Consider the following 15,665-nt stretch of genomic DNA (forward strand, 5'->3'; position numbering starts at 1 on the left):
CAAATACGTTCCCGTCGTCAGCACGACAGCTTTCGCTCCGTATTGGGCGCCCGTCTTCGTAATCACTCCTTTGCACACGCCGTCTTCGACGATCAGATCCTCCGCCAGTCCCTGACGCAAGGTCAAGTTCGGCTGATTCTCGATCGTCTCTTTCATCATATGCTGGTACAGGAATTTGTCGGCTTGCGCCCTGAGCGCATGAACCGCCGGGCCTTTCCCCGTATTGAGCATTCTCATCTGAATAAAGGTCTTATCGATATTTCGTCCCATCTCTCCGCCCAGCGCGTCGATCTCGCGCACGACGTGGCCTTTCGCCGGCCCGCCCACGGAAGGATTGCACGGCATAAAAGCGACCATATCCAGATTAATCGTCAGCAGCAGCGTCTCGCTGCCCATCCGAGCCGCGGCCAATGCGGCTTCGCAGCCCGCATGTCCCGCACCGATGACGATAACATCATAATCTCCGGCATGATAAGTCATATCCACCCCTCCTTGCTTTCCTTAGCATATGTTATTTTCCTAAACAAAATTGGGAGAAAATTTGGTCCAGCAACGAATCTCCGGTCGCGTCCCCGAGAATCTGTCCAAGCGATTCCCAAGAGGCGGTAATATCGATCTGAATCAGATCGATCGGCACGCCTTCATACGTCGCTTGAATGGCGTCCTCCAGCGATTGTCGGGTCTGATGGAGCAATGCGATATGTCTGGCATTGCTCACATACGTAATATCTCCCGACTCGACGGCTCCGCTGAAAAACAACCCCGATACCGCCCGCTCCAACTGCTCGAGTCCTTGGCCTTCCTTCGCGGACAAGTATACGATGCGCTCGGACGGATAATCGCGCTTGATCTCTTCCATCTCCAGCTGCGCGGGAAGATCGATCTTGTTCACGACCACAATCGTCGAGCGATCTTTAAGCTGCTGCAGCAGCTTCCGTTCGTCGTCGTGCAGCTCCTCGTGCCTGTTCAGTACCAGCAAGATCAAATCCGCATCGTTCAGAGCGTCATGCGATCGTTCGACGCCAATCTGTTCGACGAGATCCTCGGTCTCGCGAATGCCCGCCGTATCGAGCAGCCTCAGCGGGATGCCCGACAGCGACACCGTCTCTTCCACGATATCCCGGGTCGTACCCGGAATGTCCGTAACGATCGCTTTGTTTTCCCGGGCCAACGCGTTCAGCAGCGACGACTTGCCCGCATTCGGGCGGCCGACGATCGCCGTCACGATTCCTTCGCGCAAAATTTTTCCTTCATTAGATCGCTGCAGCAGCTCGTTCACTTCGCCCAGCACGGAGCGACAATTCGAACGGATCAACTCCGCCGTAACGTCCTCCACGTCGTGCTCCGGATAATCGATGTTCACTTCGACGTGCGCAATCAGCTCGATCAACTGCTGACGCAGCGGAACGATCTTCTTCGACACCGAACCTTCCGCCTGTCTTCTTGCTACCTGGAAAGCGCGATCCGACTTAGAACGAATCAGGTCGATAACCGCTTCGGCCTGCGCCAAGTCGATTCTTCCGTTCAAGAATGCGCGCTTGGTGAATTCACCAGGTTCCGCCAATCTAACCCCGTGCCTCAGCACCAGCTCCAGCACGGATTTCACCGCGACGATGCCGCCGTGCGTGCTGATCTCCACGATATCTTCCGCCGTGAAGGAGCGCGGACCTTTCATGATCGTTACCAATACTTCATCTATTCGCCTATCGGACTGCGGATCCACAATCCAGCCGTATTGAACGGTGTGCGAAGCGGCTTCGCGCAAATCAACCTTCGACTTGAACAGCTTAGCCACCGTCTCGACAGCCTCCGTTCCGCTAACTCTGACGACGGCAATACTGCCCTCGCCGAGCGCCGTCGCGATCGCGGCAATCGTATCCTCGTTCATGCCAATCCCTCTTTCCGTTAAAAAACGCAATGACCCCCCAACGTTGCGGAAGCCATTGCGCGGACGCCAGCTATTGCTTTAATGCGATCACGATGCGACGATTCGGTTCGTCTCCTTGACTGTAAGTCTTGACGTTCGGATTCGACTGCAAACGTGAGTGGATAATTTTACGCTCTTGCGAAGTCATCGGTTCAAGCACGACTTCTTTGCGCGTTCGGACGACCTTCATCGCCATTCGCTCGGACAGAGCCTCCAACGTCTGGCGGCGACGCTCGCGAAATTGCTCGGCATCGAGCACGATACGAAGATGACGGTCCGAGTGGCGATTAGCCACGATGTTCGTCAAGTATTGAAGAGAATCCAAAGTTTGTCCACGACGACCGATCAGAATGCCCAAGTCCGAACCCGTAATGTTAATCCGCACTGCATCATTCTCATCTACCCGTTCAACGGAAACGGTCAGTTCCATCGCTCCCGATACTTCGCGGAGAAAAGCAATGGCTTCCTCCACGCCGTCCGGCAGCAACTCCAACTCCACTTTCGCCTCTTTGGCTCCGATGAGCCCGAACAGCCCTTTGCTCGGCTGTTCCAACACTTTGACATTCACCCGGTCTTCCTTCACGCCCAATTGGGCCAGACCGCTGCGAACCGCATCTTCTATCGTTTTCCCAGATGCCAGGAGCTTTTTCATTTTGCGCGCGCCTCCTTACCTTTACCTTTGCCTTTCTTTGGTGTTGGTTCGGGAGCTGGTTCTTTTTTCTTAGGCTTGCCGTACATGAAATAGTTTTGAACGATCGTGTAGATGTTGCTGTAAATCCAGTACAGCGGCAGCGCAACCGGGAAGTTGATCGCCATGACGAAGATCAGAACCGGGAAGATGTACATAAGCCCCTTCATCGGACCGGCCATCGTCTGCTGCTGGGACATCATCACCGATTGGATCAGCGTCGTGATCGCGGCGACCGTCGGGATAATGTAGTAATACCATTCTCCTTGGCTTGGCGACGTTCCGAGCTGGAATCCGATGAACGAGTGACTGCTTATTTCGACATTCTGATAAATCGAGTTGTAAAGCGCGATAAAAATCGGCATCTGCACGATCAGCGGCAAACATCCGGCGAGCGGATTAACCTGATGCGTCTGATACAGCTTCATCATCTCTTCTTGCTGCTTGCGCGGATCTTCCTTGAACTTCTCGCGAATCTTCTGCATCTCCGGCTGGAGGGCTTGCATGGCTTTCGTGTTCTTATACTGTTTTATCATTAGAGGAAGGATGATCGTCCTTACTATAATGGTAAGCAATAAAATCGAAAGTCCGTATTCGCCGCCGAACCATTTCGCGAACGTGTCGAGCATCAGTGAGAACCAGTACACGACATTTCTTGTCCACCAAGAGCCACTGTCGGCCATTTGCTCAGTAGTAATTGCCTGAGTCGCAGGCGCACAGCCCGCGAGCAGCGTCATCAGCGCGATTGCGCCGAGAACGATCCACCATTTGCGATTTCGCAACAAAACTGAAAACTCCCCTCTTCATCGCCGGCATGCCGTAAAATGTTCAACTTTGCTGAATCCGATAACAGCCAGTCCCAGCAAAAACGCCTTCGGCGTCCTCTGGACGGAGAATCATGGCCGAAACTATTCAGTTCCACTATACCATATTAAAGAAGACAAAGAAAAGCTGAGGCTTGCCCGCGTCCCCTGCTTTTATTTGCCTTTGCCTTCATTAGATTTATTTCCGCGCTTCCCTTGCGAATACGGTTGCCTGCCCCCGCCGCTGAACGGCTTGGAGCCCTTGAGCAGCCCCGCCTTCCGCAGCACGTGAAGAATGCTTCCTTCCATCTCCTTGTACGCCATGGACAGCGCCGGCTTCCGCACGATCAGCACGAGATCGATATCCTCCTGCAGCTTGGCCGCGTTCAGACGAACGATCTCCTTGATCATCCTTCTCAGCCGGTTGCGCACGACCGCTCCGCCCAGCTTGCTGCTCGCGGATACGCCCATTCGGAAAGTTCCCGTCGGAGTTCGCTTGCGCCAGTACACGACGAACTGCGAATTGGCGAACGATTTCCCGTACCGGTATACCGTATTGAAATCTTCCCTCTTCCGCAGCCGCAGCTTCCTATGCATAATTTACCGCTCCATCTGCTGCAAATGTAGAAAAAAAGACCACCTCGAGTGGTCTTTCATTAACTATGCCGTCAATACTTTGCGACCTTTTTGGCGACGAGCTTTCAGAACCTTGCGGCCGTTCTTGGTGCTCATACGGCTGCGGAACCCGTGCACTTTTTTGCGCTTGCTTACATTCGGCTTAAATGTAGGACCCATGGATCAAACCCCCTTACCTAAAAACTCACGTCCATCTATTAAACCACGGCCAGCCTAAAATGTCAACGAATGTCCAACTTCCTTCTATTGCCTCGCGAATATGGGAGTTTGTCTTTCACGCCGAGAAGCGCGGCAAAATCGCTTAATATCGCCGCGGAACGTGTCGGAGGTACCGTTGTCAAATCGAAGCTGGATAAAGACGACGGAGTCCTTCACTACGAGATCGGTTGTGGATACCCAAATTTACCTCTCGAAACTTATGCACATGTGCACAATCCAGAGGAAAGAAATGAACTTTGCACAACCTTGTCGGATCCTCTCACAATTTATCAACAATATCTTGTGCTGTGCACAGTTTTCATCCACAAGTTATTGAAATTGTGGATAACAGGGGGAATTTCGTTGAATTTATAGGCTTTGTCTGCTATGATTAGTCATGTCTTTACCCGTGGATTCGGAAAAATTACCCTCGAATTACTAACACCCTGTGCATAACTTTGTGAACAAATCCCCACATTCGTGGATAACCCTCTTAATAATTCAGGGAATAATGTGGATAACTGGTCGGGAAGCATTCGACTACACGTTCTCCGCTTATTTTTTGTCCTTGCGAGGAGTTAAAGGAGAGAATTTGTCGTGGACAACCCCAACAACGAAATCTGGCAGCAGGTGTTGTCGGTCATCCAAACGAAGCTCAGCAAGCCCAGCTTCGATACTTGGTTCAAGTCGACGAAGGCCGCTTTCATCAGCGACAGCGTCGTTCTCGTGACCGCGCCGACGACCTTTGCCGTGGAGTGGTTGGAAACGCGTTATACGAAGCTTGTCTCTTCAACGATCTCCGACTATATCGGCAGACCGGTCGAAGTCAAGTTTTCCATTGAAGAAGTCCGACCGGTCGAGCCCGCCGAACCGGCGCCGCAAATTTCGGTGACGCGCGAGCCCGCGCTCGAAGAGCCGATGATGCACATGCTCAATCCGAAATATACGTTCGATACGTTCGTTATCGGAGCCGCCAACCGCTTTGCGCACGCCGCCTCTCTGGCCGTCGCGGAGCTGCCGGCCAAATCGTACAACCCTTTTTTCATGTACGGAGGCGTCGGACTCGGCAAAACCCATCTCATGCATGCGATCGGCCATTATATATTGGAACATAACCCTCATATGAAGGTTTTGTATTTATCCTCCGAGAAATTCACGAACGAGTTCATCAACGCGATTCGCGACAACCGGGGCGAGAGCTTCCGCAACAAATATCGCAACATCGACGTGCTGCTCATCGACGATATTCAGTTTCTTGCCGGCAAGGAAGGAACGCAGGAGGAGTTTTTCCACACCTTTAACGCGCTTCACGAGGAGCATAAGCAGATCGTCATCTCGAGCGACCGCCCGCCCAAGGAGATTCCGACGCTCGAAGAACGGCTTCGTTCCAGGTTCGAATGGGGATTGATCACCGACATCCAGCCGCCCGACCTGGAGACGCGGATCGCGATTCTCCGCAAGAAAGCGAAGGCGGAAAACCTCGATATCCCGAACGAAGCGATGATGTACATCGCCAACATGATCGACTCCAACATCCGCGAGCTGGAAGGCGCTCTGATCCGCATCGTCGCCTATTCGTCGCTCACGAATCAGGATATTTCCGCCCACCTCGCGGCTGAAGCGTTGAAGGACATTTTGCCGACGGGCCGCAACCGGCTCATCACGATGCAGGACATTCAGCAGCGGGTCGGCGATTACTACGGGCTTAAACTGGAGGATTTCAAGGCGCGCAAACGGACGAAAGCCGTCGCCTTCCCGCGGCAGATCGCCATGTACCTGTCCCGCGAGCTGACCGACTACTCGCTTCCGAAGATCGGGGACGCGTTCGGGGGCCGGGACCATACGACCGTCATTCACGCCCATGAGAAGATTTCGCAGCTGATCAAGGTCGACCAGGACTTGTATAAAATTATCAACAGCTTGACCGAGAAAATTAAAAATTTGACCTGACGAATCCGTTCAACGCCTATGCACAACAAATCCACATGTGGATAGGCGTTGTTTTCGAGCTTTTTCGCGCTTATCCACATATTCAGTGTGCCTACTACGACTTTAATATTTAAAACATGCTACAATATACAAAACCGACGAGGTGGATCCATGAAATTCACGATATTGCGCAACGAATTGAATGAAGCGATTCAACACGTATCCAAGGCCGTTGCGTCCAGAGCGACGATTCCGATTCTGAGCGGGATTAAGATAGACGCTGGCTTCTCTGGCATTACGTTGACCGCAAGCGATACGGATATTTCCATCCAAAGCTTCATTCCGCTGGAAACGGCAGAGAAAACGATCGCAACCGTGGGTAAAACGGGAAGCGTTGTCCTCACTGCCAAATTTTTCGTGGAAATCGTCAAGAAGCTTCCTCATGAAGAAGTTCACATCGAAGTCGGTGAACGTTTCCAAACGATGATTACGTCCGGAGCGACCGAAATTCAGCTTGTCGGGCTTGATCCCGAAGAATTCCCGGTGCTTCCTTCCCTGATGGAAGAACAAGTCGTATCGATTCCCGGAGATCTGCTGCGCGACATGATCCGTCAGACGGTGTTCGCAGTAACGACGAACGAATCGACTCCGATTTTGACAGGGGTTCTCTGGAACTTGCACGGCGGCCTCTATAAATTCGTCGCGACCGACCGTCACCGGCTGGCCAGCCGTCAAGCGAACGTGGATTCGGGAGACGTGCGTTTCTCCAACATCGTCATTTCCGGCAAGACGTTGAACGAGCTTTCCAAAATCGTGCCGGATCAGAACGTCATGGTCGACATCGTCGTCGCCGAGAACCAAGTGTTGTTCAAATTGGGCAACGTTCTGTTCTATTCGAGAATGCTCGACGGAACTTATCCCGACACTTCCAAGATTATTCCGCAAAACTTCAAAACAGAACTCGTCCTGAACACGAAGCAGCTCAGCGATTCGATCGACCGTGCGTACCTGCTCTCCAGAGAAGAGAAAACGAACATCGTCCGCCTCGTCACGACGGATAACGGCGGAATCGAAATTTCGTCCAGCTCTTCCGAGCTCGGGAAAGTAACGGAACAATTAAACGTCAGCGAGATGCGCGGGGAACCGCTCAAAATCGCTTTCAACTCCAAATATATGCTCGACGTTCTGAAGGTCATCGACAGCGAAGAGCTGTTCATCGGCTTTAACGGCTCGATGAGCCCGATCATTATCCGGCCGAGCGATCATGAGAACAGCCTGCACCTCATCCTCCCTTACCGGACAACGAATTGAGGCGAAACGGATGAAAAGCATCGGAATATCGACCGAATACATTACGCTCGGACAATTTCTCAAGCTGGCGGATTGCATCGGAACCGGCGGGGAAGTGAAATTTTTTCTGCAGGAAAAGCGCGTTCTCGTGAACGGGGAGCCCGACAACCGCAGAGGACGCAAGCTAAGAGTCGGGGACGCCGTCGAGGTCGAAGGGTTCGGATCGTTCAAGATCGGAACCCGGTAAGGCGGTCCGGCTCCTTCGAGCCAGTTGGAGAGTGAATGTCGAATGCAGTTGAACGCGATGGAGCTGCAAGGCTACCGCAATTACGATTCCGTCAAGCTGAAGACGGAGGGCGGCGTCAATATCTTCATCGGACCGAACGCCCAAGGAAAGACGAACCTGCTGGAAGCGATTCACGTGCTGTCGCTCACGAAATCCCATCGCACCTCCAAGGACAAGGAATTGATCGGCTGGAATAGCGGTTCCGCGATCATTCGGGCCGAGATGAGCCGGCGTATGGGCAATGTCAGCCTGGAGCTGCAGCTGTCCGCGCAAGGCAAAAAAGCGAAAATCAACGGTTTGGAGCAGCGCAAGCTGAGCACCTTCGTCGGGACGCTTAACGTTGTGCTGTTCGCCCCGGAAGATCTGGATATCGTCAAAGGAGCACCGGGAGTGCGCCGCCGGTTCATGGACATGGAGATCGGCCAGGTGCATCCCGGTTATTTGTACGACATGCAGCAGTACCAGAAAATTTTGCAGCAGCGCAACAACTATTTGAAGTCGACCGACATCCGCCGAGCTTCGCCCGAGCTGCTCGACGTATGGAATGAACAGTTGGCTCAGACAGGTGTTAAAATGATGCAAAAAAGGAAAAACTTTATTGTACAGCTGCAAAGATGGGCGGAAAAGATTCATGCCGGAATTACCGGAGGAAACGAACGTCTGACGGTGGAATACAAACCTTCGTTCGGAACGGCGGACGGCATGGATAACCAAGATCAATCTTCTTTATTCGGGCAATTTATGATAAAGTTAACACAGAGCAAGGAACAGGAATTCAGGCGAGGCACGACGTTGGCCGGTCCGCACCGCGACGATCTGGCCTTCGCCATTAACGGCAAGGACGTACAGTCCTTCGGTTCCCAAGGGCAGCAGCGAACGGCGGCGCTGTCGCTCAAGCTGGCCGAATTGGAATTAATGCACGAAGAGATCGGGGAGTACCCGCTCTTGCTGCTCGACGACGTGCTGTCGGAGTTGGATCAGACCCGGCAGACGCAGCTCATCGAGACGTTCCAGAGCCGCGTACAGACCTTCATCACGACAACCGGATTGGAGAGCGTCAACATGAGCCGGTTGAAGGACGCATCCATTTTTCACGTGAGAGACGGCCAATTGCTGCGCTAGCGTTAAGGAGGAACTTCGTGTACATCCATCTTGGCGGGGAAAAAATTATCCGAACATCGCAGCTCATCGCGATCTTCGATATTTCAATCGAGCAATCCTCGAAGCTGTCGCGGCAGTTCGTTCTGCACGCGCAGAAGAACAAGGAAGTCGAAACGATCGGAGAAGAAGATCCCAAATCGATCGTCGTCACGGAGCATAAGGTTTATTACTCTCCGATCTCTACGTCCACTCTGAAGAAGAGGACGCGAATTTTGGAAGGGTAGCTGTTACGTAAAGAAGGCGGTGGAAGGTTTGTCCGTTAATCAACAGAATACTTACGACGAGAGTCAGATTCAGGTGCTTGAAGGGCTGGAAGCGGTCCGCAAGCGCCCAGGGATGTACATCGGCTCGACCAGCGGCAAGGGATTGCACCATCTCGTATGGGAGGTCGTCGATAACAGTATTGACGAAGCGTTGGCCGGTTATTGCACGCGGATCGACGTCATTATACACGAAGACAACAGCATAACCGTTATCGACAACGGCCGGGGCATCCCGGTCGGTTTGAATGCAAAGCTGCAGAAGTCTACGCTCGAAGTCGTTATGACCGTCCTGCACGCAGGCGGCAAATTCGGCGGCGAAGGCTATAAAGTGTCCGGCGGTCTGCACGGCGTCGGCGTCTCCGTCGTGAACGCCCTGTCGGAGCAGGTTATCGTTACGGTTAAGCGCGACGGGCGCATCCATCAGCAGGAATATCGCCGCGGCGCTCCGCAATACGATCTGAAAGTCATCGGGGAAACGGAAGAGACGGGAACCCAGACGCGGTTCAAGCCAGATCCGGAGATTTTTACCGAGACGACGATTTACGATTACGAGATTCTCGTCGGCCGGATTCGCGAGCTGGCGTTCCTCAACAAAGGCATCCAGATTACGCTTACCGACGAGCGCACCGGCATGAACGATTCGTTCCACTACGACGGGGGCATCGTGGAGTTCGTCAAGTATTTGAACAAAACCCGCGAGCCGTTGCACGAACAGCCGATTTACGTGGAAGGCGCCAAAGATCATATTCAATGCGAAGTCGCGATGCAGTATAACGACGGTTATTCCGAGAATCTGTATTCCTTCGCCAACAATATCAATACGCATGAAGGCGGAACGCACGAGTCCGGCTTCAAGAGCGCTCTGACCCGAATTATTAACGACTATGCGCGGAAGATGGGCTTCGTGAAGGAGAGCGAGTCCAATCTGTCGGGAGACGACGTGCGGGAAGGCTTGACGGCGATCATCTCCGTGAAAATTCCCGAGCCTCAGTTCGAGGGACAGACGAAGACGAAGCTCGGCAACAGCGAAGTGCGCGGCATCGTGGAATCGCTGTTCAGCGAGAAGCTGCTGCAATTTCTGGACGAGAACCCTTCCGTAGCCCGCAAGATCATGGACAAGGGCTTGCAGGCGGCCAGAGCGCGGGAAGCGGCGCGCAAGGCGCGCGAATTGACGCGGCGCAAGAGCGCGCTCGAAGTCAGCTCGCTGCCGGGCAAGCTGGCGGATTGCTCCTCCAAGGATGCCTCGATCTCCGAACTGTACATCGTCGAAGGGGACTCCGCGGGCGGATCGGCCAAGCAAGGCCGCGATCGTCATTTCCAGGCGATCCTGCCTCTGCGGGGAAAAATATTGAACGTAGAAAAAGCGCGTCTGGACAAGATTTTGTCCAACCTGGAGATTCGGGCGATGATTACGGCGCTCGGCACAGGAATCAGCGACGATTTCGATATTACGAAAGCCCGATATCACAAGATTATTATCATGACCGACGCCGACGTCGACGGGGCGCACATTCGGACGTTGCTCTTGACGTTCTTCTATCGCTTCATGCGCAAGCTGATCGAGGAAGGATACGTCTATATCGCTCAGCCTCCATTGTTCAAGATTGAGCGAAACAAGGTAGTTCGCTACGCGATGAACGAGAAGCAGCGGGACGAAGCGATCGCCGAGTTCGGGGAAGGCGTCAAGCTGAATATTCAGCGGTACAAAGGTTTGGGAGAGATGAACGCGGAGCAGCTATGGGAGACGACGATGGATCCGGCCACCCGTACGATGCTGCAGGTGCGCATCGAAGACGCGATTAAAGCCGACCTCATGTTCGATACGTTGATGGGCGATAACGTCGAGCCTCGTCGCGAGTTCATCCAACAATACGCCCGGTACGTTAAAAACTTGGACGTATAAGGGCAAGTCGACAGGGGGTATCTCTCGCGGGAGATACCCCCTGCGGGCTACGCTTTGCGTCTGCGGGGCTTGAATCGTCCGTAAGCGACCGCGTAGGCGTACATCTTGCGGAAGACGGATTTGTCGGGAAGACGTTTGAACAGGAACGGGTCCGGCAGCGTATTCACTTCAAGAATCCATAGCTGAAGATCCTCGTCTATGGCGATATCGACGCCGATCTCCTTCAACCTCGGGAATTTTCGTTCGAGCGCTGCCGCGACCGTTACTCCCAGCCTGCGCAGCCGGGCTTCGAACGTCGGCCACTGTCCGGGCTTCAGATGAGCCGACATTAGCGTTTCGACCGGTTTCGGGGTGCCGCCTGCATGATAATTCGTCACGATTTTGCGCGGATGGGCGACCCGCCCGATCATGCCCGTCGTTTCCCAGGCGGATTGAGGATTCTTCTGCACCATGACGCGGAGATCGAATCTTCTCTCTTGGTATCTCAGAAGATGGATGCCTTGCTGGCTTAAGTAGGGTTTCGGTTTCTTCACGGCCATCAGTTTGCGGTACATATCGTCGAACGTCGGAAACTCGTAACGGGTCTCGCCGGATTGAAACCGATAGACAGAGGATGAACCCGGTTTCTCGATCCGGATGACGCCTCGGCCGAACGTACCGTCCACCGGTTTGACATAGATCATTTCGTATTTCTCCAACATTCGTTCCACGGTTCGACGGTCGAAGCCTTCGGTAGCGGGAATGTAAGTTCTAAGCTCGGGATCGGCGAGCAGGACGTTCGTCTTGGCCCTTTTGCTGCGGACGCGCTGGATCGACATGCGGGTTCATCCAACCTTTCGCTTGGGCAATATGGTATAATGGAGTTATTGCATATTTACTAATCTATGATCGTATACGCCTTGCGGTGTACAGTTTCGCAAGCGCGTTCTGTTTGTATATTGGCTAAGGAGGATCTTCATGTCGGAAGAACAACGCTCCCAGCTTCGCGATCGCGATATCGGGGTTGAGATGCGGGAATCGTTCATGGATTATGCCATGAGCATTATCGTAAGCCGGGCGCTCCCGGATGTTCGAGACGGCTTAAAGCCGGTTCAGAGACGGATTCTGTATGCGATGTCCGAACTGGGAATGGCGCCGGACAAGCCGTATAAGAAATCGGCGAGAATCGTCGGCGAAGTCATCGGTAAGTACCACCCTCACGGGGATTCCTCGATCTATGAAGCGATGGTTCGCCAAGCGCAGGACTTCTCTCTTCGTTACATGCTGGTCGACGGCCACGGCAACTTCGGCTCGATCGACGGAGATTCCGCCGCCGCGATGCGGTATACCGAGGCGCGGCTGTCCAAGATCGCGATGGAGATGCTCCGCGACATCAACAAGGAGACGATCGACTACCAGCCGAATTACGACGGAGAAGAAGTGGAACCCGTCGTATTGCCGGCCAGGTTCCCGAACCTGCTCGTGAACGGTACGACCGGCATCGCGGTCGGCATGGCGACGAATATCCCTCCTCACAACCTCAAGGAAGTGATCGAGGGAACGCAAGCGCTGCTTCGCGATCCGGAGCTGACGCCGTACGATTTGATGGAGTATGTCAAAGGTCCGGACTTCCCGACGGCCGGCTTGATTCTCGGCCGCGTCGGCATTCGTCAGGCCTATGCGACCGGTCGCGGTTCGGTTACGATGCGGGCCCGGGCGACGATCGAGGAGAACAACGGCAAAGCTCGCATTCTCGTTCACGAGATTCCGTATCAAGTGAACAAGGCGCGGCTCGTCGAGAAGATCGCCGAACTCGTGCGCGAGAAGAAGATCGACGGCATTACCGACTTGCGCGACGAATCCGACCGCAACGGCATGCGCATCGTCATCGAGCTGCGCCGCGACGTTACGCCGACGGTCGTGCTTAACAACCTGTACAAGCAGACTCAGATGCAGACGAGCTTCGGGGTGAACATGCTCGCGCTCGTCAACAACGAGCCGAAGGTGCTTAACCTGAAGGACGTGCTTCACAACTATATTCAGCACCAAGTGGAAGTTATCCGCCGGCGAACGGAGTACGATCTGAAGAAGGCGGAAGCAAGAGCTCATATTCTGGAAGGACTGCGCATCGCGCTCGATCATCTAGACGAAGTCATTGCCCTGATTCGGGCTTCCCAGACGACGGAAGAAGCGCGCGAAGGCTTGATGACGCGCTTCGGATTGTCGCACGATCAGGCCCAGGCGATTCTGGAGATGCGCCTGCAGCGTCTGACCGGACTGGAACGGGAGAAGATCGAGCAGGAGTACGCGGAACTGCTCGCGAAGATCGCCGAGTACAAAGCGATTCTCGCCGACCAACAGCTCGTGAACGACATCATTCACGAAGAGCTCGAAGAGATCAAGACGAAGTACGGCGACGAGCGCCGCACGGAGATCACGATAAGCGACGAGGAAATTCTCGACGAGGATCTCATTCCTCGCGACGATGTCGTCGTGACGATGACCCATGCGGGCTATATCAAGCGGCTTCCGGTCTCCACCTATCGCAGCCAGAAGCGCGGAGGAAGAGGCATTACGGGGATGGGCACCAAGGATGAGGATTTCATCGAAAATCTGTTCATCTCCAACACCCACCACTACTTGCTGTTCTTCACGAACAAAGGCCGCGTCTTCCGGATGAAAGCCTATGAAATTCCGGATCTGAGCCGCACGGCCAAAGGAACGCCGATCATCAACCTGATTCAGATCGAACAGGGAGAGACGATCAACGCGGTCATTCCCGTCGAAGCGTTTGAGCCGAATCAATTCCTCTTCTTCGCCACCCGGAACGGGATCGTCAAGAAGACACCTCTCGACGACTATGCGAACATTCGCAGAGTCGGCTTGATCGCGATTTCTTTGCGCGAGGACGACGATCTGATCGGCGTCAAGCTGACGGACGGCTCCCGCGAGATCGTGATGGGGACGAGCCACGGCATGTCCATTCGCTTCTCCGAGGAAGACGTTCGCGCCATGGGACGCTCCGCTACGGGCGTGAAGGGCATACAGCTGGACGAAGGGGATAAAGTCATCGACATGGACGTCGTCGAGCCGGATCGCGACGTGCTGATCGTAACGGCCAAAGGCTACGGCAAGCGGACGCCGATGACGGAATACCGCATTCAAACCCGCGGCGGCAAAGGCATCAAAACGTTGAACGTGACGGACAAAAACGGAGAGATCGTCGGCTTGAAAGTCGTTCACGACGAAGAAGACTTGATGATCATGACTTCTTCGGGAACGCTGATCCGCACGAGCATGTCGGGCATCAACACGATGGGCCGAATTACGCAAGGCGTCAAGTTGATCAATATTCGCGACGAGGATTCTGTAGCTACCGTAGCCCGGGCGCCGAGAAGCGAGGACGATACCGATTCCGAAGAAACCGATAACGAAGAAGGAGACAGCTAACCGGCTGTCTTCTTGTTCGCGGTGACTCAGAAAGTATAAAATCCGCTATACTTTTCTGGATCACCTCCGACAAAAACTCAATTTTGCGTCTGGAGGACGCCAAAGGCGTTTTTGCTTGGCAGGAAACGTTGGAGAAGGAGATGCGGCATGCCGATCATTCCGATTACACAGGTACAGACAGGCGATCGTCTGGGCGGCGACGTCCAGACTGCTCTGGGAAGCGTGCTTCTCCAGGAAGGGCGCGTCTTGTCGGAGAGGGATATGGAAATTCTCCAAGCCTTCCTCATTCCCAGCGTGGATATTATTCGCAACGGGCTTGAGGAATCCTCCGCGGAAGACAAGCCCAACGAGGTCGCGGCGGCTGTAGAGACCAAGCTAACCCATTTACAGCAGGAATTTCTGATGATGGAGAAGCTGCTGCATCGCACGATTTCCATGGTCAATTCCGGGCAGAAGATTCCGGTGCTCGAGCTGCGCAATGGATTAACCGCGTTGCTCGGGCATATGGATAAGTATAACGTGTTGACGTTCTTGACTCCTCCGACAGCGGGAGACCCGGACGTGCTCGTTCGCAACAGCGTCCTGTGCGCGCTGACATCCTATCAGCTTGCCAAGTGGAACAAGTTCCCGGAGAAAGATTGGCTGCCGATCGCGATGGCCGGCTTGCTCCACGATATCGGCAACGTGAAAGTCGATGCCGCGATCTTCAACAAGCCGTCCAGGTTGACTTCGGAAGAGATTCAGGAGATGAGGCAGCACACCGTATACGGCTTCAAGCTGCTGGAAGGCATCGCTTCCTTCAATCAAGGCATATGGCTCGCGGCGCTGCAGCATCATGAACGGATCGACGGCAGCGGCTACCCGATGAAGGTCAAAGGGGAGAAAATTCACCCGTACGCCAAAATCGTCGCGATCGCCGACATGTACCATGCGATGACCTCCAACCGGAATTATCGCAAAGCGGAATCCCCGTATCTCGTTCTCGAAGAATTGTATGCGGGATCGTTCGGCAAGCTGGACCCTCTGTACGTGCAGACTTTTATCGAGAGGACGACGCAATTTCACAACGGCGTATTCGTTAAGCTGAACGACGGGCGCATCGGAGAAATCGTATTTACGGACAGACAGCATCCGACCCGTCCGATGATTTCG

At 54.0% G+C, this 15,665-nt stretch carries 15 protein-coding genes; 8 read left to right on the forward strand and 7 right to left on the reverse strand.

What is annotated here, in order from left to right; all coding sequences use genetic code 11:
- From ACESLM_RS28565 to rpmH, 6 genes are all read right to left on the reverse strand, one after another.
- Positions 1-480 (reverse strand): FAD-dependent oxidoreductase (locus ACESLM_RS28565; protein ID WP_372637603.1); only part of this gene is annotated, 480 nt, incomplete at its 3' end.
- A gap of 31 nt (positions 481-511) precedes the next feature.
- Complete coding sequence (mnmE, locus tag ACESLM_RS28570) at positions 512-1,888, reverse strand: tRNA uridine-5-carboxymethylaminomethyl(34) synthesis GTPase MnmE (protein WP_372637607.1); 1,377 nt, start codon at positions 1,886-1,888, stop codon at positions 512-514.
- 70 nt (positions 1,889-1,958) lie between these two features.
- Positions 1,959-2,579 (reverse strand): RNA-binding cell elongation regulator Jag/EloR, encoded by a 621-nt coding sequence (gene jag, locus ACESLM_RS28575; RefSeq protein WP_094047214.1) that lies wholly within the window; start codon positions 2,577-2,579, stop codon positions 1,959-1,961.
- Positions 2,576-3,400 carry a YidC/Oxa1 family membrane protein insertase gene (locus ACESLM_RS28580; protein WP_372637610.1) on the reverse strand — a complete coding sequence of 275 codons (825 nt, stop codon included), beginning with the start codon at positions 3,398-3,400 and terminating at the stop codon, positions 2,576-2,578. Before ACESLM_RS28580 ends, jag begins: the two co-directional genes overlap by 4 nt.
- A gap of 192 nt (positions 3,401-3,592) precedes the next feature.
- The gene (gene rnpA, locus ACESLM_RS28585) at positions 3,593-4,015 is read right to left on the reverse strand and encodes a ribonuclease P protein component (protein WP_372637613.1); all 423 of its coding nucleotides are present in this window, start codon (positions 4,013-4,015) and stop codon (positions 3,593-3,595) included.
- Between the two features lie 63 nt (positions 4,016-4,078).
- Entirely contained in the window at positions 4,079-4,213 is a 135-nt protein-coding gene (gene rpmH / locus ACESLM_RS28590; protein ID WP_094047216.1) for a 50S ribosomal protein L34, read from the reverse strand.
- 636 nt (positions 4,214-4,849) lie between these two features.
- On the opposite strand from rpmH, the gene dnaA reads away from it, so the two are divergent.
- The 6 genes from dnaA to gyrB all read left to right on the forward strand — a co-directional run bounded on the left by dnaA (position 4,850) and on the right by gyrB (position 11,084).
- A complete protein-coding gene (gene dnaA, locus ACESLM_RS28595; RefSeq protein ID WP_094047220.1) occupies positions 4,850-6,202 on the forward strand; it encodes a chromosomal replication initiator protein DnaA in 1,353 nt (450 codons plus the stop codon).
- A 150-nt stretch (positions 6,203-6,352) separates the two neighbouring features.
- The gene (gene dnaN / locus ACESLM_RS28600) at positions 6,353-7,492 is read left to right on the forward strand and encodes a DNA polymerase III subunit beta (protein ID WP_372637618.1); all 1,140 of its coding nucleotides are present in this window, start codon (positions 6,353-6,355) and stop codon (positions 7,490-7,492) included.
- Positions 7,493-7,502: 10 nt separating this feature from the next.
- Positions 7,503-7,718, forward strand: a complete 216-nt coding sequence (gene yaaA, locus ACESLM_RS28605; protein WP_372637621.1) for a S4 domain-containing protein YaaA — start codon at positions 7,503-7,505, stop codon at positions 7,716-7,718.
- Between the two features lie 42 nt (positions 7,719-7,760).
- Positions 7,761-8,879 (forward strand): DNA replication/repair protein RecF, encoded by a 1,119-nt coding sequence (gene recF / locus ACESLM_RS28610; protein ID WP_372637624.1) that lies wholly within the window; start codon positions 7,761-7,763, stop codon positions 8,877-8,879.
- Positions 8,880-8,896: 17 nt separating this feature from the next.
- The gene (remB, locus tag ACESLM_RS28615; RefSeq protein WP_116060984.1) at positions 8,897-9,142 is read left to right on the forward strand and encodes an extracellular matrix regulator RemB; all 246 of its coding nucleotides are present in this window, start codon (positions 8,897-8,899) and stop codon (positions 9,140-9,142) included.
- A 28-nt stretch (positions 9,143-9,170) separates the two neighbouring features.
- The gene (gyrB, locus tag ACESLM_RS28620; protein WP_372637627.1) at positions 9,171-11,084 is read left to right on the forward strand and encodes a DNA topoisomerase (ATP-hydrolyzing) subunit B; all 1,914 of its coding nucleotides are present in this window, start codon (positions 9,171-9,173) and stop codon (positions 11,082-11,084) included.
- Between the two features lie 47 nt (positions 11,085-11,131).
- On the opposite strand, the gene ACESLM_RS28625 is transcribed toward gyrB, so the two are convergent.
- Positions 11,132-11,902, reverse strand: coding sequence for a YheC/YheD family protein (locus ACESLM_RS28625; protein WP_372637629.1), 771 nt, complete (start codon positions 11,900-11,902; stop codon positions 11,132-11,134).
- Positions 11,903-12,041: 139 nt separating this feature from the next.
- Here ACESLM_RS28625 and gyrA point away from each other — a divergent pair, with 139 nt between their 5' ends.
- Both gyrA and ACESLM_RS28635 read left to right on the forward strand, forming a co-directional pair.
- On the forward strand, positions 12,042-14,513 hold the full coding sequence (gene gyrA, locus ACESLM_RS28630; RefSeq protein WP_372637632.1) for a DNA gyrase subunit A: 2,472 nt from the start codon (positions 12,042-12,044) through the stop codon (positions 14,511-14,513).
- Positions 14,514-14,660: 147 nt separating this feature from the next.
- A partial coding sequence (locus tag ACESLM_RS28635; protein ID WP_372637634.1) for an HD-GYP domain-containing protein occupies positions 14,661-15,665 on the forward strand: 1,005 nt, incomplete at its 3' end.

The organism is Cohnella sp. (assembly GCF_041641335.1).
In the GTDB taxonomy this organism is placed as follows: domain Bacteria; phylum Bacillota; class Bacilli; order Paenibacillales; family Paenibacillaceae; genus Cohnella.

Bases quoted from the DNA above. Each gene is read 5' to 3' on its own strand.
- mnmE (WP_372637607.1), bottom strand. From the start codon at position 1,888: ATGAACGAGGATACGATTGCCGCGATCGCGACGGCGCTCGGCGAGGGC.
- jag (WP_094047214.1), bottom strand. From the start codon at position 2,579: ATGAAAAAGCTCCTGGCATCTGGGAAAACGATAGAAGATGCGGTTCGC.
- rnpA (WP_372637613.1), bottom strand. From the start codon at position 4,015: ATGCATAGGAAGCTGCGGCTGCGGAAGAGGGAAGATTTCAATACGGTA.
- rpmH (WP_094047216.1), bottom strand. From the start codon at position 4,213: ATGGGTCCTACATTTAAGCCGAATGTAAGCAAGCGCAAAAAAGTGCAC.
- dnaN (WP_372637618.1), top strand. From the start codon at position 6,353: ATGAAATTCACGATATTGCGCAACGAATTGAATGAAGCGATTCAACAC.
- yaaA (WP_372637621.1), top strand. From the start codon at position 7,503: ATGAAAAGCATCGGAATATCGACCGAATACATTACGCTCGGACAATTT.
- recF (WP_372637624.1), top strand. From the start codon at position 7,761: ATGCAGTTGAACGCGATGGAGCTGCAAGGCTACCGCAATTACGATTCC.
- ACESLM_RS28625 (WP_372637629.1), bottom strand. From the start codon at position 11,902: ATGTCGATCCAGCGCGTCCGCAGCAAAAGGGCCAAGACGAACGTCCTG.
- gyrA (WP_372637632.1), top strand. From the start codon at position 12,042: ATGTCGGAAGAACAACGCTCCCAGCTTCGCGATCGCGATATCGGGGTT.